This window comes from Pseudomonas sp. KH_024_B2, from assembly GCF_057839965.1.
The window spans coordinates 293,783-314,780 of the sequence record NZ_JBYQPS010000002.1 but is presented as its reverse complement, the minus strand read 5'-3'; the positions used below and the strand labels follow the sequence as shown (position 1 = coordinate 314,780).

16 protein-coding genes, 2 tRNA genes, 3 rRNA genes and 1 pseudogene are annotated in these 20,998 nt (G+C 54.3%); 10 read left to right on the top strand and 12 right to left on the bottom strand.

Features of this window, described 5'->3' with window-relative positions:
- Positions 1-74: 74 nt before the first annotated feature.
- The 9 genes and pseudogenes from AC3I0A_RS28685 to AC3I0A_RS28645 all read right to left on the bottom strand — a co-directional run.
- Positions 75-2,378, bottom strand: a complete 2,304-nt coding sequence (locus tag AC3I0A_RS28685) for a PqiB family protein (protein ID WP_489378655.1) — start codon at positions 2,376-2,378, stop codon at positions 75-77.
- Entirely contained in the window at positions 2,371-2,994 is a 624-nt protein-coding gene (locus tag AC3I0A_RS28680; protein ID WP_076029751.1) for a paraquat-inducible protein A, read from the bottom strand. Before AC3I0A_RS28680 ends, AC3I0A_RS28685 begins: the two co-directional genes overlap by 8 nt.
- Positions 2,981-3,640 (bottom strand): paraquat-inducible protein A, encoded by a 660-nt coding sequence (locus AC3I0A_RS28675; RefSeq protein ID WP_076029750.1) that lies wholly within the window; start codon positions 3,638-3,640, stop codon positions 2,981-2,983. The genes AC3I0A_RS28680 and AC3I0A_RS28675 overlap by 14 nt, the downstream gene beginning before the upstream one ends.
- Positions 3,641-3,788: 148 nt before the next feature.
- A 5S ribosomal RNA gene (gene rrf / locus AC3I0A_RS28670) occupies positions 3,789-3,904 on the bottom strand.
- A gap of 172 nt (positions 3,905-4,076) precedes the next feature.
- Positions 4,077-6,968 (bottom strand): 23S ribosomal RNA (locus AC3I0A_RS28665).
- A gap of 248 nt (positions 6,969-7,216) precedes the next feature.
- A tRNA-Ala gene (locus tag AC3I0A_RS28660) sits at positions 7,217-7,292 on the bottom strand.
- Positions 7,293-7,322: 30 nt separating this feature from the next.
- Positions 7,323-7,399: transfer RNA gene (locus AC3I0A_RS28655), tRNA-Ile, on the bottom strand.
- An 82-nt stretch (positions 7,400-7,481) separates the two neighbouring features.
- Positions 7,482-9,020 (bottom strand): 16S ribosomal RNA (locus AC3I0A_RS28650).
- Together the 16S, 23S and 5S rRNA genes with 2 tRNA genes alongside form the textbook arrangement of a ribosomal RNA operon.
- Before the next feature lie 544 nt (positions 9,021-9,564).
- Positions 9,565-9,645, bottom strand: a pseudogene (locus AC3I0A_RS28645) (protein-methionine-sulfoxide reductase heme-binding subunit MsrQ); the annotation flags it as partial.
- Positions 9,646-9,825: 180 nt separating this feature from the next.
- Between AC3I0A_RS28645 and istA (AC3I0A_RS28640) the strand changes: the two are divergent.
- Positions 9,826-11,340: an IS21-like element ISPre4 family transposase gene (gene istA, locus AC3I0A_RS28640; RefSeq protein WP_041771204.1), complete on the top strand. Its 1,515-nt coding sequence runs from the start codon at positions 9,826-9,828 to the stop codon at positions 11,338-11,340.
- 20 nt (positions 11,341-11,360) lie between these two features.
- Positions 11,361-12,116: an IS21-like element ISPre4 family helper ATPase IstB gene (istB, locus tag AC3I0A_RS28635; RefSeq protein ID WP_011077977.1), complete on the top strand. Its 756-nt coding sequence runs from the start codon at positions 11,361-11,363 to the stop codon at positions 12,114-12,116.
- Here istB (AC3I0A_RS28635) and AC3I0A_RS28630 read toward each other — a convergent pair.
- Together AC3I0A_RS28630 and mobI are read right to left on the bottom strand one after the other, a co-directional pair.
- Positions 12,108-12,293: a hypothetical protein gene (locus tag AC3I0A_RS28630; protein WP_489378654.1), complete on the bottom strand. Its 186-nt coding sequence runs from the start codon at positions 12,291-12,293 to the stop codon at positions 12,108-12,110. The genes istB (AC3I0A_RS28635) and AC3I0A_RS28630 overlap by 9 nt on opposite strands.
- 61 nt (positions 12,294-12,354) lie before the next feature.
- Positions 12,355-12,822, bottom strand: coding sequence for a conjugative transfer protein MobI(A/C) (gene mobI / locus AC3I0A_RS28625; protein ID WP_050682272.1), 468 nt, complete (start codon positions 12,820-12,822; stop codon positions 12,355-12,357).
- Between the two features lie 607 nt (positions 12,823-13,429).
- On the opposite strand from mobI, the gene AC3I0A_RS28620 reads away from it, so the two are divergent.
- The 4 genes from AC3I0A_RS28620 to istB (AC3I0A_RS28605) all read left to right on the top strand — a co-directional run bounded on the left by AC3I0A_RS28620 (position 13,430) and on the right by istB (AC3I0A_RS28605) (position 17,369).
- Complete coding sequence (locus tag AC3I0A_RS28620; protein WP_050682273.1) at positions 13,430-14,440, top strand: ParM/StbA family protein; 1,011 nt, start codon at positions 13,430-13,432, stop codon at positions 14,438-14,440.
- A 10-nt stretch (positions 14,441-14,450) separates the two neighbouring features.
- Complete coding sequence (locus tag AC3I0A_RS28615; protein ID WP_489378653.1) at positions 14,451-14,981, top strand: hypothetical protein; 531 nt, start codon at positions 14,451-14,453, stop codon at positions 14,979-14,981.
- 92 nt (positions 14,982-15,073) lie between these two features.
- Positions 15,074-16,573: an IS21 family transposase gene (gene istA / locus AC3I0A_RS28610; RefSeq protein ID WP_191637083.1), complete on the top strand. Its 1,500-nt coding sequence runs from the start codon at positions 15,074-15,076 to the stop codon at positions 16,571-16,573.
- The gene (gene istB, locus AC3I0A_RS28605; protein WP_150747169.1) at positions 16,566-17,369 is read left to right on the top strand and encodes an IS21-like element helper ATPase IstB; all 804 of its coding nucleotides are present in this window, start codon (positions 16,566-16,568) and stop codon (positions 17,367-17,369) included. The genes istA (AC3I0A_RS28610) and istB (AC3I0A_RS28605) overlap by 8 nt, the downstream gene beginning before the upstream one ends.
- A 216-nt stretch (positions 17,370-17,585) precedes the next feature.
- Here istB (AC3I0A_RS28605) and AC3I0A_RS28600 read toward each other — a convergent pair whose 3' ends face one another.
- Positions 17,586-18,281 carry a LexA family transcriptional regulator gene (locus tag AC3I0A_RS28600; RefSeq protein WP_050682275.1) on the bottom strand — a complete coding sequence of 232 codons (696 nt, stop codon included), beginning with the start codon at positions 18,279-18,281 and terminating at the stop codon, positions 17,586-17,588.
- 447 nt (positions 18,282-18,728) lie between these two features.
- Between AC3I0A_RS28600 and AC3I0A_RS28595 the strand changes: the two genes are divergently transcribed.
- From AC3I0A_RS28595 to AC3I0A_RS28580, 4 genes are read left to right on the top strand one after another with little or no spacing between them, the layout of a single operon-like run.
- Positions 18,729-19,286 carry a transglycosylase SLT domain-containing protein gene (locus AC3I0A_RS28595; protein ID WP_050682412.1) on the top strand — a complete coding sequence of 186 codons (558 nt, stop codon included), beginning with the start codon at positions 18,729-18,731 and terminating at the stop codon, positions 19,284-19,286.
- Positions 19,287-19,288: 2 nt separating this feature from the next.
- Positions 19,289-19,798 (top strand): hypothetical protein, encoded by a 510-nt coding sequence (locus tag AC3I0A_RS28590; protein WP_050682276.1) that lies wholly within the window; start codon positions 19,289-19,291, stop codon positions 19,796-19,798.
- On the top strand, positions 19,791-20,222 hold the full coding sequence (locus AC3I0A_RS28585) for a hypothetical protein (protein WP_156320487.1): 432 nt from the start codon (positions 19,791-19,793) through the stop codon (positions 20,220-20,222). Before AC3I0A_RS28590 ends, AC3I0A_RS28585 begins: the two co-directional genes overlap by 8 nt.
- Position 20,223: 1 nt before the next feature.
- Positions 20,224-20,997, top strand: a complete 774-nt coding sequence (locus AC3I0A_RS28580; protein WP_050682278.1) for a FlhC family transcriptional regulator — start codon at positions 20,224-20,226, stop codon at positions 20,995-20,997.
- Position 20,998 lies beyond the last annotated feature (1 nt).

Sequence of the window (20,998 nt, the reverse complement as noted above, 5' to 3'; positions counted from 1 at the left end):
TGCGCTCACAGCACATCTCTGTAGGAGCGAGCCTGCTCGCGAAGCGCCATCACAGACACCCAAATAATTTCCCGTTATTTACCGATTGAGATCTTCGGCGCCCAGGTCAGCCATTCGTCTTCGAACTTATCGAACAGCGGGAACGTTTGCTCAGGTCGCGCCGGGCTGCCCATCCGCTCGCCGTCCGGCGTGGCGAAAGCGATACCGCCCTGAATCAGGGTCTCCAGCGATTCGGTACGCATCGTCGCACCTTTGAACAAGCCGTAATCAAAACCAAAACCACTGGAGTTCCAGAAACGCGTGCCGCTGCGCACCAACGGCGCGTACTTCGGCTCGATCAGGATGTGCACCAACACACGGTCCGCCGTCTGGCCGAGTTCATAGCCTGTCACCTTGCCCACGGTGATTTCGCGATAAGTGACCGGCACACCTGTTTTCAGCGAACCACGGCGAGCTGCGCTCAACACCAGACTCAAACCGGCCTCCTGTTTAGCGGTTTCCGGCGGATTGCTCAGGGCCACGAAGTTCTTCTGTGGGCCGAGATTTTTCGCGGCCGGTTCCACTTCGATGTATTGGCCAGTGACCAGCGTTTCCAGGTTGGATGTCTTGATCAGACCGAGTTCAGGTTTGACAACCCAGAACTGACTGCCAACCCGGGCGATACGCTCCGGCACTTCGGTGATTCGTGCAGTCAGCAACACTGATTGCAGGTCATCGCTGAGGTCGACGTCTTCAATCTTGCCAACATCCAGGCCTTTGAAGCGAATCGGTGTGCCGCTGTGCAAGCCATCGGCGCGATCAACCCTGATCGTCACCACGGCGCCTTTTTGCGTCGCCTCATCATGACTGGTGAACAAACGGAAACGTGGAATCCGCTTCTGCAACGGCGCCTTGGCTTCCGGGGTTTCAAAGGCAATGCCGCCAGCCATCAGGCTTTGCAGCGACTCACTTTTGACCTGGATTCCACCGGTCAACCCGCCGGTGAGCGTGATGCCGCTGGCATTCCAGAACCGTGTCGAGGCGTTGACCAGCCCTTCGTATTCCTTCTCGATGTGAACACCAATCACCAACTGTTTTTTGGTGCGGGAAAACTGATAACTCTGGACCGAACCGACCTTGACCTGCTTATAGAGAATCGGGCTGCCGACTTCCAGCGAGCCGAGGTTTTCGGTGAACAGCACCAGGTGCAATCCTGGCGCACGCAAGTCGAGCGGGGGTGCCTTCGGCCGTGCGACAAACTCGCGCTGCGGTGCGGCGCCTTTGTCCCCGGGACGCACGGCAATGTAATTACCTTTGACCAACGCTTCGAGACCGGTGATACCGGCAAGCGAAATCGACGGTTTGACCACCCAGAACTGGGTGCCTTCGACCAGGTAATCTTCGGCCAGAGGATCGAGGGTCAATTCGGCGGTGGCACTTGATAGATCAGGATCGACCTTGAGCGCTTTCAGATTGCCGACCTGGATGCCTTTGTACATCACCGGTGTGCGACCCGCCTGCATGCCTTCGAAGTCGCTGAGTTTGACCTTGACCCGAATACCGGCCGCCGCCGCATCAAAATCTTCGTAGAGACGAAACGGCAGGCTCGGATCGGTGGGCGGACTGTCCTTGCGGTTCTCCGGCGTGGCAAACGCGATACCGCCGGCAACGATGCTGGCCAGGGACTCGCTGCGCACCTTCACACCCGACAGGTTGGCGTCGATGCTGATGCCGCTGGCATTCCAGAAACGCGTGTGTTTGCGCACCAGCTTGGCGTAGGTGGGCTCGATGAAAACCTTGAGTTCGACGGTGCTCTGGTCTTCGGACAGCAGATAACTTTTGATCTGGCCGACCTTGATCTGCTTGTAAAACACCGGGCTACCGCGATTGAGTGAACCGAGACGATCAGCCTTGATGGTCAAGTGGAGACCGGGCTGGGCGTCCGACAGTGGTGGTTCTTCAGCCAGGGCTTTGAACTTGCGGGTCGGCTCACCTTCGCCCGGACTGATCGCCACGTAGTTCCCCGAGACCAGTGTCTCCAGGCCAGTGATGCCGGCCAGCGTCACACTCGGCTTGATCAGCCAGAAACGGGTGCTGGTCCGCAAGTATGGCTCCACGTCCTTGTTCATATCGATGGTAGCGATTACGCCTTTGGAGGCACCTTCGTCATCGAGTTTGAGGGTCTTTACCTTCCCGACCGACATACCTTTATAGACGACTTCAGTCTTGTTGGCCTGAATGCCTTCACCGCTTTCGAATCGCACCTGAATCTCGATGCCGGTCTCGTTATAGGCTCGCCAGCCAAGCCAGCCGCCGATGATCAGGGCAATAAGGGGCAACACCCAAATAGCTGACCAGTTCGAGGCCGGTCGGGTTTTTGCTGTAGGCAAATCAGTCATGGTCGTCGTCCGACTCCGTGTTATCCCAAATCAGTCGGGGATCAAAAGTTACTGCGGCAAGCATCGTCAGAATCACCACACTGGCGAAAGCGATGGCGCCAAGATTGGCTTCGATGCTGGCAAGCCGTCCGAAATTCACAACCGCCACCAGGATGGCGATTACAAAGATATCGAGCATCGACCAGCGGCCAATGAACTCAATAAAGCGGTACATCCAAATACGTTGGCGAGCCGACAGGGGTTGGCGGCGCTGCACGGAAAACAGCAGCAGTGCGATGCCCACCAATTTGAATGTTGGCACCAGAATACTGGCGATAAAAACCACGGCGGCGATGGGGATCATGCCGTGCTGAACGAGTTGGATCACACCGGACATGATGGTGCTGGGATCGCCCTGCCCCAGTGAACTGACGGTCATGATCGGCAACACGTTGGCCGGGATGTAGAGAACCGCAGCGGTCACCAGCAGCGCCCAGGTACGCATCACACTGTTCGGACGACGGGCGTGAACCAGCGCACCACAACGGGTGCAGACCTGCTCGTCGGTATCGGCTTCCTGCTTGTTCAATTCATGGCATTCGACGCAAATCAGAATGCCTGCATCAATCGCCCGCATGGGCATCCTCTCCTGATAAAGCCTGCCAGATCTGATGGGGCGACATCACAACCTCCAACCAGACCTGAACCAACAACAAACCGATGAAGCACACCAGGCCAAACCCGACGGTAATTGCTGCCATATCTGCCAATTTGACGATCGCCACCAGTACGCCCATGAGGTAGACCTCGAGCATCCCCCAATCGCGTAAGTGGTGATAAATGCGGTAGAGCAACAGGCCGTAACTGCGTCCGATATCAAAACGAATACTCAGCAGTACAACCAGTTGGCAAAGTAACTTGAGCAGCGGGATTCCCATGCTGCAGAGAAACACCACGACTGCAACGCCCTGCATTCCGGTATCGAAAAGGCCAACAACGCCGCTCCAGACGGTGTCGTGCGATGACTGCCCGAGTAGATGGAGCTCCATGATGGGTAAAAAGTTCGCCGGGATGTACAACAACAGAGCGGCGAGAACCAACGCGAGACTGCGCTGTACGACGTTATGCCGATGGGCGTAGAGCTCGTAGCCGCAGCGCGGACAGAGGGCTTTCTCGCCATGGGCGAGTTCGGGCTTGCGCATCAACAAATCGCACTCATGACACGCTACCAAGTCGTCCAGCGGTAATTCTGACAGCCCTGGGGCGTCAACCGGTTCTGGCATAAAGGCTCTGGCTCCGAAAAAGTTGGACCTATTCTAGTGTCATGGATCGAAAATAACTGTGCAAATTTGTGCTTTAACTGAAAGGCACTTTCCTGCGGACAAAACAAAACCCCTACCTGCATACGCAGATAGGGGTTTCGGAATTTAATCTTGACGATGACCTACTCTCACATGGGGAAACCCCACACTACCATCGGCGATGCATCGTTTCACTGCTGAGTTCGGGATGGGATCAGGTGGTTCCAATGCTCTATGGTCGTCAAGAAATTCGGTAGCCAGGTCGTGGGCCTTTGCAGGTTCACGCTCCAGCGAATGGGTATGTGATAGCCAGGTGTTTTGTGAGTATCTCGAACTTTCGGTTCGTTTCGTCTTCACACACCGCAATCTGGTGCCCTTTGCCTTTCAGCTCGAAGCATACAAATTGCTTGGGTGTTATATGGTCAAGCCTCACGGGCAATTAGTATTGGTTAGCTCAACGCCTCACAGCGCTTACACACCCAACCTATCAACGTCGTAGTCTTCGACGGCCCTTCAGGGGACTCAAGGTCCCAGTGAGATCTCATCTTGAGGCTAGTTTCCCGCTTAGATGCTTTCAGCGGTTATCTATTCCGAACATAGCTACCCGGCAATGCCACTGGCGTGACAACCGGAACACCAGAGGTTCGTCCACTCCGGTCCTCTCGTACTAGGAGCAGCCCCTCTCAAATCTCAAACGTCCACGGCAGATAGGGACCGAACTGTCTCACGACGTTCTAAACCCAGCTCGCGTACCACTTTAAATGGCGAACAGCCATACCCTTGGGACCGGCTTCAGCCCCAGGATGTGATGAGCCGACATCGAGGTGCCAAACACCGCCGTCGATATGAACTCTTGGGCGGTATCAGCCTGTTATCCCCGGAGTACCTTTTATCCGTTGAGCGATGGCCCTTCCATACAGAACCACCGGATCACTAAGACCTACTTTCGTACCTGCTCGACGTGTCTGTCTCGCAGTCAAGCGCGCTTTTGCCTTTATACTCTACGACCGATTTCCGACCGGTCTGAGCGCACCTTCGTACTCCTCCGTTACTCTTTAGGAGGAGACCGCCCCAGTCAAACTACCCACCATACACTGTCCTCGATCCGGATAACGGACCTGAGTTAGAACCTCAAAGTTGCCAGGGTGGTATTTCAAGGTTGGCTCCACGCGAACTGGCGTCCACGCTTCAAAGCCTCCCACCTATCCTACACAAGCAAATTCAAAGTCCAGTGCAAAGCTATAGTAAAGGTTCACGGGGTCTTTCCGTCTAGCCGCGGATACACTGCATCTTCACAGCGATTTCAATTTCACTGAGTCTCGGGTGGAGACAGCGCCGCCATCGTTACGCCATTCGTGCAGGTCGGAACTTACCCGACAAGGAATTTCGCTACCTTAGGACCGTTATAGTTACGGCCGCCGTTTACCGGGGCTTCGATCAAGAGCTTCGCGTTAGCTAACCCCATCAATTAACCTTCCGGCACCGGGCAGGCGTCACACCCTATACGTCCACTTTCGTGTTTGCAGAGTGCTGTGTTTTTAATAAACAGTCGCAGCGGCCTGGTATCTTCGACCGGCATGGGCTTACGCAGTAAATGCTTCACCCTCACCGGCGCACCTTCTCCCGAAGTTACGGTGCCATTTTGCCTAGTTCCTTCACCCGAGTTCTCTCAAGCGCCTTGGTATTCTCTACCCAACCACCTGTGTCGGTTTGGGGTACGGTTCCTGGTTACCTGAAGCTTAGAAGCTTTTCTTGGAAGCATGGCATCAACCACTTCGTGTTCTAAAAGAACACTCGTCATCAGCTCTCGGCCTTAGAATCCCGGATTTACCTAAGATTCCAGCCTACCACCTTAAACTTGGACAACCAACGCCAAGCTGGCCTAGCCTTCTCCGTCCCTCCATCGCAATAACCAGAAGTACAGGAATATTAACCTGTTTTCCATCGACTACGCTTTTCAGCCTCGCCTTAGGGACCGACTAACCCTGCGTCGATTAACGTTGCGCAGGAAACCTTGGTCTTTCGGCGTGGGTGTTTTTCACACCCATTGTCGTTACTCATGTCAGCATTCGCACTTCTGATACCTCCAGCAAGCTTCTCAACTCACCTTCACAGGCTTACAGAACGCTCCTCTACCGCATCACCTAAGTGATACCCGTAGCTTCGGTGTATGGTTTGAGCCCCGTTACATCTTCCGCGCAGGCCGACTCGACTAGTGAGCTATTACGCTTTCTTTAAAGGGTGGCTGCTTCTAAGCCAACCTCCTAGCTGTCTAAGCCTTCCCACATCGTTTCCCACTTAACCATAACTTTGGGACCTTAGCTGACGGTCTGGGTTGTTTCCCTTTTCACGACGGACGTTAGCACCCGCCGTGTGTCTCCCATGCTCGGCACTTGTAGGTATTCGGAGTTTGCATCGGTTTGGTAAGTCGGGATGACCCCCTAGCCGAAACAGTGCTCTACCCCCTACAGTGATACATGAGGCGCTACCTAAATAGCTTTCGAGGAGAACCAGCTATCTCCGAGCTTGATTAGCCTTTCACTCCGATCCACAGGTCATCCGCTAACTTTTCAACGGTAGTCGGTTCGGTCCTCCAGTTAGTGTTACCCAACCTTCAACCTGCCCATGGATAGATCGCCCGGTTTCGGGTCTATTCCCAGCGACTAGACGCCCTATTAAGACTCGCTTTCGCTACGCCTCCCCTATTCGGTTAAGCTCGCCACTGAAAATAAGTCGCTGACCCATTATACAAAAGGTACGCAGTCACCCAACAAAGTGGGCTCCCACTGCTTGTACGCATACGGTTTCAGGATCTATTTCACTCCCCTCTCCGGGGTTCTTTTCGCCTTTCCCTCACGGTACTAGTTCACTATCGGTCAGTCAGTAGTATTTAGCCTTGGAGGATGGTCCCCCCATATTCAGACAAAGTTTCTCGTGCTCCGTCCTACTCGATTTCATGACTAAGAGATTTTCGCGTACAGGGCTATCACCCACTATGGCCGTACTTTCCAGAACGTTCCGCTAATCTCAAAGCCACTTAAGGGCTAGTCCCCGTTCGCTCGCCACTACTAAGGGAATCTCGGTTGATTTCTTTTCCTCAGGGTACTTAGATGTTTCAGTTCCCCTGGTTCGCCTCTTAAGCCTATGTATTCAGCTTAAGATAACCATCTTATGATGGCTGGGTTCCCCCATTCAGACATCTCCGGATCAAAGTCTGTTTGCCGACTCCCCGAAGCTTTTCGCAGGCTACCACGTCTTTCATCGCCTCTGACTGCCAAGGCATCCACCGTATGCGCTTCTTCACTTGACCATATAACCCCAAGCAATCTGGTTATACTGTGAAGACGACATTCGCCGAAAATTCGATTCTTGCTCCAAAGAGCAACTCACAAATTTTACCTTAGCCTGATCCGTTACCAGTGAAAGTAACGTCCAGTCTATCTTTCTATCACATACCCAAATTTTTAAAGAACGATCTAATCAAAGACTAGAAATCAACATTCATCACCATCTTGGTGGAATGCTCATTTCTAAGCTTTCAACAAACAGAAGCAGTAGTGGTGGAGCCAAACGGGATCGAACCGTTGACCTCCTGCGTGCAAGGCAGGCGCTCTCCCAGCTGAGCTATGGCCCCGTATTTCTACAGGTGTTTCCCACACAAAATTGGTGGGTCTGGGCAGATTCGAACTGCCGACCTCACCCTTATCAGGGGTGCGCTCTAACCAACTGAGCTACAGACCCAATTTCGGGCTGCTTCTTATCGTCTTCTTCAATGAATCAAGCAATTCGTGTGGGAACTTATGGAGCAGCTGATGTCGTCGATTAAGGAGGTGATCCAGCCGCAGGTTCCCCTACGGCTACCTTGTTACGACTTCACCCCAGTCATGAATCACACCGTGGTAACCGTCCTCCCGAAGGTTAGACTAGCTACTTCTGGTGCAACCCACTCCCATGGTGTGACGGGCGGTGTGTACAAGGCCCGGGAACGTATTCACCGCGACATTCTGATTCGCGATTACTAGCGATTCCGACTTCACGCAGTCGAGTTGCAGACTGCGATCCGGACTACGATCGGTTTTCTGGGATTAGCTCCACCTCGCGGCTTGGCAACCCTCTGTACCGACCATTGTAGCACGTGTGTAGCCCAGGCCGTAAGGGCCATGATGACTTGACGTCATCCCCACCTTCCTCCGGTTTGTCACCGGCAGTCTCCTTAGAGTGCCCACCATTACGTGCTGGTAACTAAGGACAAGGGTTGCGCTCGTTACGGGACTTAACCCAACATCTCACGACACGAGCTGACGACAGCCATGCAGCACCTGTCTCAATGTTCCCGAAGGCACCAATCCATCTCTGGAAAGTTCATTGGATGTCAAGGCCTGGTAAGGTTCTTCGCGTTGCTTCGAATTAAACCACATGCTCCACCGCTTGTGCGGGCCCCCGTCAATTCATTTGAGTTTTAACCTTGCGGCCGTACTCCCCAGGCGGTCAACTTAATGCGTTAGCTGCGCCACTAAGAGCTCAAGGCTCCCAACGGCTAGTTGACATCGTTTACGGCGTGGACTACCAGGGTATCTAATCCTGTTTGCTCCCCACGCTTTCGCACCTCAGTGTCAGTATCAGTCCAGGTGGTCGCCTTCGCCACTGGTGTTCCTTCCTATATCTACGCATTTCACCGCTACACAGGAAATTCCACCACCCTCTACCATACTCTAGCTCGACAGTTTTGAATGCAGTTCCCAGGTTGAGCCCGGGGATTTCACATCCAACTTAACGAACCACCTACGCGCGCTTTACGCCCAGTAATTCCGATTAACGCTTGCACCCTCTGTATTACCGCGGCTGCTGGCACAGAGTTAGCCGGTGCTTATTCTGTCGGTAACGTCAAAACACTTACGTATTAGGTAAATGCCCTTCCTCCCAACTTAAAGTGCTTTACAATCCGAAGACCTTCTTCACACACGCGGCATGGCTGGATCAGGCTTTCGCCCATTGTCCAATATTCCCCACTGCTGCCTCCCGTAGGAGTCTGGACCGTGTCTCAGTTCCAGTGTGACTGATCATCCTCTCAGACCAGTTACGGATCGTCGCCTTGGTGAGCCATTACCTCACCAACTAGCTAATCCGACCTAGGCTCATCTGATAGCGCAAGGCCCGAAGGTCCCCTGCTTTCTCCCGTAGGACGTATGCGGTATTAGCGTCCGTTTCCGAGCGTTATCCCCCACTACCAGGCAGATTCCTAGGCATTACTCACCCGTCCGCCGCTCGCCACCAGGTACAAGTACCCGTGCTGCCGCTCGACTTGCATGTGTTAGGCCTGCCGCCAGCGTTCAATCTGAGCCATGATCAAACTCTTCAGTTCAAACATCTTTGGGTTTTTAAGAAACCCTAAACTTGGCTCAGCAATCGTTGGTTACATCTTTGATTTCTCGCGGAGTAACTTGTGATGCTGATAATCTTGTTGACTATCAGTCTGACTCCACAAGCACCCACACGAATTGCTTGATTCAGTTGTTAAAGAGCGGTTGGTTAAGATCTTTCATCTCAACCGAGGCGCGCATTCTACAGCAGCCTCTGTTGCTGTCAAGCGGTTATTTTTCGAAGTTTTCAAAGTTTCCTTTGCAACTTCAACCACTTGCGCTTGCGATCTCTCGTTAGCGGGAGGCGAATTCTACAGCGTTACTCGCTGCTGTCAACACCTCTTTTACACCGCTGTCGACCGAGAAGATCGAACCGTCAAAAGAGCCAAACAACCCTGCTCTTTCAACTCCTTCTGGGCTTCGATGACCTGAAGCAACTCGCTGTCGAAAACTGCATAACTCATTGTTTACCAAGGAGTTTTCCGTTTCGACTGCGCCGGAAGTGGGGCGAATTATAGACTTCCAGAATCTGCCGTCAACCTTTAATTACGCCTTTCGTGCCGAAGGTGTCTTTTTGGCTTTTAATCGTGGAATTCGGCGGGCTACAGGGGGGACTCGCAACACTAATGCGGATTCCACGGCCATCCGGCCACCTATTCCATAAACATCCGGCCACTGATTCCACGATGATCCGGCCACCCATTCCACGCTCATCCGGCCACCCTTAAGGCAGGCAGCAACGCAGGATTATTCACTACCATCGACCTCTTTTATCGAAGCAGAGAGGTCGTCGTGGAGCGTTTATCCATGCGTAAAATTCGAGAAGTGCTACGTCTCAAATTCGAGGTCGGCCTATCTGCCCGCCAGGTCGCTGGCAGCTTGCAAGTAGGCCGAGCCAGCGTCGGTGAGTACCTCAATCGCTTTGCTGCCAGCGGCCTGACCTGGCCCTCTGCGCTGACTGACGCCGAGTTACAACGGCATCTTTTTCCGCCGCCGCCCACCGTTCCCAGCGATCAAAGGCCGGTGCCAGACTGGGCTCATGTACACGGGGAGTTACGCCGCCCCGGCGTAACTCTGGCCCTGCTTTGGCAGGAATACCGACTCGCCCACCCGCAAGGCTTCCAATACAGCTGGTTCTGCGAGCACTACCGCCTCTGGGCCGCCAAGGTCGACGTGGTCATGCGCCAGGAGCACCGTGCCGGCGAAAAGCTGTTCGTCGATTACGCCGGCCAGACCGTACCGGTCATTGATCGGCGAACCGGCGAGATCCGCCAAACGCAGATCTTCGTCGCCGTTCTCGGCGCGTCCAGCTACACCTTTGCCGAGGCCACCTGGTCGCAGAAGCTGCCTGACTGGCTGGGCTCGCACGCCCGCTGTTTTGCTTTTTTCGGTGGCACATCGCAGATCCTGGTGCCCGATAATCTGCGCAGCGGCGTCACCAAGGCGCATCGCTACGAGCCCGACATCAACCCCAGTTACCGCGATCTCGCCGAGCATTACGGCATCGCCGTATTACCTGCTCGCTCGCGCAAACCCAAGGACAAAGCCAAGGTCGAAGTCGGCGTGCAAGTCGTCGAGCGCTGGATCCTCGCCGCGCTGCGCAACCGCCAGTTCTTCTCGCTGGGCGAACTCAACACGGCAATCAGCCTGCTGCTCGAACGCCTCAATCAAAAGCCCTTCAAGAAGCTGCCCGGCTCACGCCGCTCGGCCTTTGAGACCATCGACCAACCCGCACTGCAACCGCTACCAGAACATCCGTACATCTACGCCGAATGGAAAAAGGTGCGGGTGCACATCGACTACCACGTCGAGGTCGAGGGCCATTACTACTCGGTGCCGTACCAGTTGGTGAAGCACCAACTCGAAGTGCGGCTAACCGCTAAGACCGTCGAGTGCTTCCACGCCAACCAGCGGGTGGCCAGTCACCTGCGCTCGCTGCACAAAGGCCGCCACACCACCCAAACCGAGCACATGCCCAAGAGCCACCGGGAGCACGCCGAATGGACACCGCAACGGCTGATCCGCTGGGCCGAGCAGACCGGGCCTAACACCGCTGGCGTTATCGCCTACATCCTTGAGCGCCGAATCCATCCTCAGCACGGCTTCCGCGCCTGCCTGGGCATCCTGCGCCTGAGCAAGCAGCACGGCGAAGAGCGGCTGGAAGCCGCTTGCCAGCGAGCGCTGGCACTGGGCGCGTGCAGCTACAAAAGCCTTGAATCGATCCTGCGCCAAGGGCTGGAAAAGCTACCGCTGTCCCAGCAAAACCTGCCGCTACTGCCCGACGAACACATCAACCTGCGCGGCCCTGGCTACTACCACTGACCTGAAAAAGGAGCACCAAAATGCTGCCCAATCCGACACTCGACAAGCTGCAAACCCTGCGCCTGCACGGCATGATCAAGGCGCTGAGCGAGCAACACGCCACGCCCGATATCAATGATCTGAGCTTCGACGAACGCCTCGGCCTGATGATCGACCGCGAGCTGACCGAACGTGAAAACACGCGTCTGAGCAGCCGGCTGAAACTGGCACGACTGCGCCACAACGCTTGCCTGGAAGACATCGATTACCGCAGCCCACGCGGCCTGGACAAGTCCCTGATCCTGCAACTGGGCAGCGGCCAATGGCTGCGCGATGGCTTGAACCTGATCATCGGCGGCCCGACCGGTGTAGGCAAAACCTGGCTCGCCTGCGCGCTGGCCCACAAGGCCTGCCGTGACGGCTACAGCGTGCGCTACTTGCGTCTGCCGCGCCTGATGGAGGAACTGGGCCTGGCCCACGGAGACGGTCGATTCGCGAAACTGATGGCGGGCTATGCCAAGACCGACTTGCTGATCCTGGACGACTGGGGCCTGGCGCCGTTTACCGCACCGCAACGGCGCGACATGCTTGAGCTATTGGACGACCGCTACGGCAACCGCTCGACGCTGGTCACCAGCCAGATGCCCGTGGACAAATGGCATGCACTGATCGGCGATCCGACCTTGGGCGACGCGATCCTCGACCGGCTGGTGCACAACGCTTATCGGATCGAACTGAAGGGCGAATCGATGCGCAGACGCGCAACGAAATTGACGACGACAGGGACTTCAGACTAACAATGCAAACCTGCGTCGCTGCGCTCCGACTGCCTGGCCGGATGAGCGTGGAACGGGTGGCCGGATGTTGGTGGACTGGGTGGCCGGATGGCGTGGAATGCGCAAGTAGATGTCGGCCCAAAGGTCCAGCTCTACCTTATCAATGGTGATCAAGGTCTCGTGAGGCGTATTGCTCATGGTCAATCCTGCTCGTTAATTGGATATCCCGACTCTATACCCTCTCGCCAATGTGCAACCCTCACTCAATCGGAGGATTAGCATTCACCCGACGCTGTAGCTCCAATAGCGTCTTCCGGGCCTTCATGTTCGACACGAGACTTTCTCGGATGATTGCGAATTTGGGCTCATAGGTGTGAAACAGTTGCTGCAACCAGTAGTCCGCTTTCTTCACAACCGCGTCCTCCCTGTAGCTGTGTCCCTTCCCTTTTGGAATCGCCGTCGTTCTCTGTTTCTTCTTACCGCCAGGCAAGTCGACAAAGCTCACTCGCTTCCAAATGATCGACACAGACTCCTGCTTATTCACCTTCACCTGCACCGTCCGGTAGAGGATTTTCCCCTCTCGTTTTGCGTCCGCAAAGAATGCGTCCCTAAGCTCGATTGCCTGATCCCTCAACATGAAGTGAATCGTGTCGAGCTCGCGAATCATCTCGAGGTACTTGGCGCTCAGCTTGCCACGCACTGAAGGGTGCTCTATCGGATCAATCATTACCCTACCCTTATAATAGGAATACAGAAATCTAGATTTCCCCTAGAAAAGCGAACAGTTCCGAAGGGGCAAAAATTCATGGCCCAATTGCCAATTTCGGCAAAACTCTACACGAATGCGAAATTCCCTTATAGGGGGAATCTAGCCCTACTTTTGGGCTGAAAGTTATGGAGGGAATGTAGTGCGACAAAATCCCCTATAGGGGGAATCTACCTTCCTAGATTACTTTTCTTGTCATATCTACTCGGATTGATGGCTGCATTACCCCTATAAGGGAATTTATCGAGAATTGAGCTCTATATCGCTGCGGAGTCGCTCGGAAGCGCTCGGAAGCGCTCGGAAGCGCAAAACACCATTTTCGCGCCCTTTGCCGGGACTGAAAATTGGGTCGAATTGGAGGGTTGCATATTGGAAATCGATGGCAGGATTTGAGCGTGAAGTGCGTTTGTCGTCCGATTGTGCTGCGAAGAAAGTTCGAGCAAAGGGACGGCACCACTGAAGACAGAATCTCCATTCCGCCAGCTGGTTTCGATTGTCGATCGATTGTCGACCGAATGAAAACAGCTTCGGACCAATAGAAAACCCAAGCGAGAGCTTAAGGAGCAACATGGCCAGCAAAAACAAACCCACCGGCGACTTCGTTGTAGGTCTGGACATCGGATATTCGAACGTGAAGATGGCGTACGGTCATGCCGACCAGGATCAACCTGGCCTGATGGTTCGACCTGCCCAAGCGGCACCTGTGACCAGCCTCAATGGCAACATTGACCTGAAGGATGGAGAGCACTACGTCTATTTGAACAACGAACAGTGGGTCGGCTTCGTGAACCCGGGCCGCTCGGGAGTTAAACGTGAACTCCACGCCGACTATCCATCGACCGATACCTATCGCGCCCTCTTCAATGCGTCGATCAGCGAAGTGTGCGCAGACGGCCGCTCTGTAATTGACCACCTGATCACCGGCCTGCCCGTGAAGCAAGCTCGTAATGTGGAGCTGGTCGAGCGGTTAACCGCACAACTGACAGGTACCCACCAGGTATCCCCCAAACGCGAGATCACCGTGAAGAAGGTCACGGTGCTCCCTCAACCTGTCGGCACCCTGAACTACATCTACGCAACCCATCCAAACCCAGAGATCCTTGAGGAGTCAGTCCTTCTCGTGCTCGACCCTGGGTTCTTCTCTGTTGACTGGGTTGTCTTTCGCCGGGGTGACATTGTCCGCGATTCATCGGACTCCTCCATGGAGGCCATGAGTGCCCTTCTGGATGCAATCAATGTAGAAATCGCCAAGGATTTTGGGGGCAATGGACCTGGCCGCGACAAGATTGAAATCGCGATGCAGAACGGTCGCAACCACGTCTTTCTGTTTGGTGACGAAGTCGATCTGGGCCCATTCATCGAGCAGGCGTCCAACATCGTGGCACCCAAAGCCCTCCTGAACATGAAGCAACAGATGCGCTTCCTAGACGGGGAAGCAGTCGATTTCGTGCTGCTTGGGGGTGGTGGAGGCAACTGCTACAAATCTGCAGCTCAACAGGTTTTCCCCCGCTCCAAGACGTTAACCTCGGACCGACCAGTAATCTCGAATGCCTTCGGGTATTGGCTGAACCACGGTTAAGGGAATGAACATGGGCAAGTTAGACGACGACGACACTCTGAAAATGCTGGTCAAGCTGACATCGGAGTCAAAACTTCTCTATAAGGATCTAGAGAGCACGCCCAAAATGCGTCGAGCCAGGCGTCTTCTCTACCTTGCTCAGCTGGGCCTGATGACAGAGAAAACGCTTGAGGGGGAACAATCCACAGGCGTAAGGATGCCAATGCCGGCCCCCATGCCTGGCAATGAGGTGAAGGCAGCTAATGCGCAGGATGAGGTACCTAAGGATGCAGTACACAGCGGGGTGTTAGTGGGAGATGCGGTTACAGCGGTTACAGCTGTTACGCCTTCTCCCCTGCCGATCGAAAAGCCCACGAAGGACCAATTGAATGGCAACCGGCAGCAGCCAAATCAGCCAACTGCGGTTGGACGAGCCCAGGTCGATGAGGTCGTATCGGCAGTTGTGAGTCCGGGCCCTGAAACTAGCCCACCGGCCCAACTGCTGAACCGAAATAGGCCTGCTTTCAAATCGTCACTCGTGTTGCCGCTGACCGAAAACTGACCCAGTAAAGGCTGTTCTGCCGACTGAAAATTGACCCAGGTGTTCAACTGCTTCTGCTCAATTTCCGGGCAGGAGAACACAGGGTGATCAGCATGGAAATGATGGGGAAAATTCGGCGGATGTACTTCCGCGACAAGCTGTCGTTGCATCAGATAGCCAAGCGTACTGGGCTATCGAGAAACACCATCCGAAAATGGGTCAGAGCGCCCGAAGCCACTCAGCCGGCCTATCAACGGTGCGCAATCTTCAACAAACTCAGTCCATTTCACGAGACGCTGGAGCAGGCGCTCAAGGCCGATTCGTTTAGGGCAAAGCACAACCGCAGAAGTGCTAAAGCACTCTTCGAACAGATCAAGGCCGAAGGGTACGACGGAGGCTACAGCCAGCTCACCGCCTTCATACGCTCTTGGCGCGGCGAGCAAGGCAAGTCTTTACGGGCCTTCGTACCGCTGACCTTTGCACTCGGCGAGGCCTTTCAATTCGACTGGAGCGAAGAAGGTTTGCTGATCGGCGGCCTGTTCCGACGCATCCAGGTCTCCCATATGAAGCTGTGCGCCAGTCGCGCATTTTGGTTGGTTGCGTATCCCAGCCAAGGCCACGAGATGTTGTTCGATGCCCATACTCGCTCGTTTGGCGCGTTAGGTGGGGTGCCGCGTCGCGGCATCTACGACAACATGAAGACCGCTGTCGACAAGGTCAACAAGGGTAAGGGTCGCACGGTCAATGCTCGGTTTGCCGTTATGTGTGCGCACTACCTGTTCGACCCGGACTTCTGCAACGTGGCCTCTGGCTGGGAAAAAGGCATTGTCGAAAAGAATGTACAGGACAGCCGGCGGCGCATCTGGCTCGATGCTCAAAACTGCATGTTCCACACCTTTGAAGAACTGAATGTCTGGCTCGGCCAACGCTGTCGTGCGCTCTGGAGCGAGCTGGTGCACCCGCAGTACAACGGGCTGACGGTGGCCGACGTCCTGGAGTTGGAGCGGGTCGAAATGATGCCGATGCCCACGGTTTTTGATGGCTACGTCGAGCGCACCGTACGGGTCTCCAGCACCTGTCTGATCAGCGTGGCGCGAAATCGCTATTCGGTGCCGTGTGAGCGGGTTGGCCAGTGGGTCAGCAGCCGTCTGTATCCTTCCCGGATTGTAGTCATCGCCGATGAAACGACGATTGCCAGTCATGAGCGCCTGTTTGATCGAGATCAGGTCAGTTTTGACTGGCAGCATTACATCCCGCTTATCGAGCGCAAGCCTGGAGCGCTGCGTAATGGCGCTCCGTTTGCTGATCTGCCGAAGCCTTTGCAACTGCTAAAACGCGGTCTCAGGCGTCACAGCAACGGTGATCGAATCATGACGCAGGTACTGGCGGCTGTTCCCATCGCCGGGCTCGATGCCGTGTTGGTGGCTGTGGAGTTGGTACTTGAATCAGGCAGCTTGAGTGCTGACCACATCCTGAATGTCCTGGCTCGACTGACATCGACAGCAGCCCCTCCGTCCGCCGAAACCAGCCTTCAACTCAAGATAGTGCCTGTCGCCAATACGGCACGCTACGACCGGCTCCGTACCACCGATGAGGAGACTCGCAATGCGTGATCTTAAGGCGGAACTCAAAGAACTGCGTCTGCATGGTATGGCCAGCGCCTGGGAAGAACTGACCTCGCAAGGCGAAGCCTCAACAACCTCGTCGAAATGGCTGCTTGAGCATCTTCTCCAACAAGAACATGCGGATCGAGCGGTGCGCTCGGTGAACCACCAGATGAATATGGCCAAACTCCCCATGCATCGTGATTTGGCCGGCTTCGACTTTAGCGCTTCCAGCGCAGACGCCCGCCTGGTCAGGGATCTGTCCAACCTGGAGTTCACCGATACCGCGCAGAATGTCGTATTCATCGGCGGGCCTGGAACAGGCAAAACACACCTCGCCACCGCCTTGGCCGTGTCCGGGATCACGACGCATCACAAACGCGTGCGCTTCTACTCCACGGTGGATCTGGTCAATCTGCTGGAGCGCGAAAAGTACGATGGCAAGACGGGCCGCATAGCTCAAGGGCTGTTACGAACAGACCTGGTGATACTCGATGAACTGGGGTATTTGCCCTTCAGCCAGAGCGGTGGTGCCCTGTTATTTCACTTGCTGTCCAAGCTGTACGAGCACACCAGCGTGGTGATCACCACCAACCTCAGCTTCTCGGAATGGTCGAGTGTGTTTGGTGACGCCAAGATGACCACGGCGTTGCTGGATCGGCTGACACACCACTGCCACATCGTCGAAACGGGCAACGAGTCCTACCGCCTCCAACACAGCAGCTTGGTCGCCCAGACCAAGATCAAATCACGTGAACGAAAGCGCAAAGACGATGATGGTGCCGAGGACGATGAGCTGTTTTGATCCGCACCGAAAATACCCTGCCGCATGCCCACATGCGGTAGGGCTTAATGCCTCTTCCACCGGGACACGACTGCTAAGCTTATCCACAATTGCTGATGCCAAATCAGCAATCCGCCCTGGGTCAATTTTCAATCGGCAGGGTGGGTCAGTTTTCAATCAGCGCCGACACGTCACTCGCCTGAAAATACAAAGCCCGCTCATCAGCGGGCTTTTATTTTAAAGTGCACTCAACGACATTCTACAAACGACCTTGGCAATTACCCGTGTATCTGCGTTTTTAGGAAAACCTGTTTCAGGGTCAATTGGAACTGTGGTACCCAGGATATTGGGATTTGTCGACGTCAAGGCAAAACCAGTGATAACTGGCGACACTTGGCGGAGGACTACGGAATCTCGGATAGAAATCAGATAAACACCCTCGTGAAGTGTTTTCTGGGAAATATCGACAAGAATGATGTCATTTCGGGAAACGACAGATTTTAAAGCATCAGTATTCACTAGTACTGCCCTGGTGCTTTCCGGCGTTAATCCGTACTCACTCAAAAGCCTGAGAGGCATCGGCAAGGTCCGAAGCACTGATTCGACGACTATCGCAGGGGGCTCCTTAACCAGGATGCCTAAGGTGAAAGCTAATTGTTCAGGACTTTGAACCATCAAAGAAACTGAGTCGTCAACTTTCGTGGTATCGGATCCAGTTGCTAGGTACTCAACTGTGGTTTCAAGGACACGGGCCAACTGGACAAGACGCTCACGTGTGCACGAGGTTCCCTTGTACAGCATGTTCTTGACCGTAGACTCAGATTCTTCCAATAGCTGAGCCAACTTCGTTGCGGAAATTTCTCGAACCTTCATCAGCTCAGTCACGCGTGTGACAAAAGCTGGATGACTGGTCGCTTCAGCGGCGTACTGCATGTAGTGCGATCCTCGGCTCTTCCACCTTGGTTTCTGTTCAATTGCGACCATCGCGCTACCCTCGGCGAAACCTCACCCGGCAGCTTATAGGCGTTAATTTTGACGTCGTTTATACCGTGTCAATTTACACCCATTCATTGGTGTAAATCAAAACCTTGAAATGTGACCCTTTTAGAGTAGATAAATGAGCTAGCAGTGTAGATTTTAGTAATATCACTTTGAGGTCAAAGTAGTGTCAATAACATGGCATTAAGCCACTTTTTGCCCGTTTCGAGAGAAATCTAGTCAAAATTGTGACAATGTGAATACCGCTCGTCCGATAAGCACAATAAATTTACACTGTAGAAGGGTCATATTGTGGTGAACCATCTTGAAACATCCTGAACCATGGGTAGAATGCGCCCCGAACGAAAGGCCATTTATGCACTAGGACAGGGTCATATTTCGATGGATTCCACACTCAAACTCATACTGACGGCGGCAGTTGCCATAGCACTGCAACCGCTCTCGTCAGCGGCATTCAGCCTTAAAGGGACAGTGTGGGAGGAAGAATCTAATCGAGCCTGCAAGGTCGACCCCAAACTTCTCTATGCGATCGCCCTCGTCGAGTCGAAAAACTACGATGGCCCTTTGGTCAAGCCGAACCCTTATGCGCTAAACATCGACAACAAGGCCTATCACCCCTCCACCAAGGCAAAGGCAGCCGATCAGCTCAATAAGGCCCTGACCAAAACGAAAACAATCGCAGTAGGTGCCATGCAGGTGAGCATGCGGTGGAACGGACATCGTGTTTCAAATGCCGCGGATTTGCTTGATCTCAATACGAACGTGCGTGTTGGCACGCAGATATTTTGCGAGTTCATAAAAGAAGGTAAAGGCGATTTAGCTCTTGCCCTAGGCCGGTACCACACGCCAAACCCAGATCTTGAGCAAGTGGCACGTGATTATGGGGTAAATGTTCTGCGCGTTTGGCGCCGACTCATTGTTCTTGAGCAGGAGGGGTGATCATGATGGATTCATTCGCGTTGAACCTTGCACTACGAGTTGCTCAGGATTGGGCGACAAACAATGATCCAGCCTATGGTCGGTATTTCGATCTGGCTCCTGTAGATCGGCAATGGCTTGTCCAAGCCACGGAAAGCGATTTGGCCGAACTTGCATCGCTCCCATCCTCAATTCTACTGGTCAACATCGGTACGTTGAGTGAAGAAAACTTCACCGGATTTCAAACCCCCTCCCCTGCCGTCTCAACCATCAGCCAGCTCCTCGGCGCGATTGCAGATGATCTTCGCATCAGGGGGCGCGTAGCGATGATTGATTGGGGCATCACCTGCGCGGACAAGGCTAACTGGCTTGCAACAAGCAAAATGAAAGATCGAGTCCGGCTTGCTGCGCAGGGGCGAGTAACATTCGCCGCTCGAACCTCCTTTAGCAAAATCATCGTTGGCGCACCTGATAGCACCGTACGCATTGCCAACCTGATGCGGATACTCTCCGGAGGGCGTCGTGGTGAGTAATCAACGACAAGCCATACAGTTGCTCAAAGCTGGACTGAGTCCAATTCTGGTCAACATTCAAACCGGGCTTTCCGCAGAGCAAATCCTGTTACCAGCTGACGTTAAGGCAAAAGTGCGCAGCCTGGTCGCTTCGAACATTCCCTCGCTGAATGACATTTTGAGCGTCCCTAACAAAGCGTCTGATGCCGCAGCACTTCTGCTTCTCTACACCGCTTTGGCAGACCGTGCCGAGCTCCAGGTCGACATCGATAAGCTTGTTGCCGCGTATGAGGACTACCTCCGCGAATACCGGCTTGTTCAACGGACTGGACTCCCCTCCCCTCTTTCACTGGATGAGGCCTGGGTTCTCGCAAGAGAACTTCGCAGCTCAGACCAGATAACACTCTTAAACAAAATAATATCTAGCGTCGTAAAGGGGCATTGAAATGGACGAATCACTTGCCAGTGTCTTGGTTAAAGCCGGCTTCCGATCGGCGATCATCCGGCTGCATACCGGTCTGACCCGGAAACAGGTGACTAGCCTGCGGAAAAAATTGGGGGTCTGTGGCCCCTCCGAATCCGGCCCCCTGCCCAACGCAGAAAGCCTTCTGGTCAAACGCGCGGTTTCTCTGGAAGCGAGCCTATTCATGCTGGCGTATTTAATTACTGCCGAGAAACCACGTGAAGCGGTTGATATCTATGCGGTAATGGCTGCCCACACTCAGTACCTTGATAGCCACTCAGCGTTGCGCGGTGGAAATCTGGACCTTGAGAACATCCTGGAGCTCGATGACGCGTGGCTGATTGCACGTGATTACCGGAGCCAGGAGGTCACCATGCGATCCTGCAGCACTTGTCACATCGAGTTTGTAGCGAGCATCAATCATCGGCGTCATGCATGCCCACTGTGCGAGGGTGTCCAAGTACGTGACCCATTCCATTGTGACGTTGCAGACCGCGCTGTATCGGCCCGTAGCGTTGGTGAGCTCATTGAGGTTTCGGTGAAGGTCAGTCAATGGGAGAACTGGGGGTACAAGTCCGAAGAAATCAGGGGCGAGTTTTCTCTTTCTGAGGGTGAGTTAGTCGCCTGTAGGAAACTGCTTTCCCTCTCAGACGATGAAATCCAACGTCTTTGCTTGAAATTTAAAACCGGCGATCGATTGGTTAAATACCTGATCAAGGCGACTGCAGCGCGTGGCCACGGCCTGCAGGCGGCTTAAC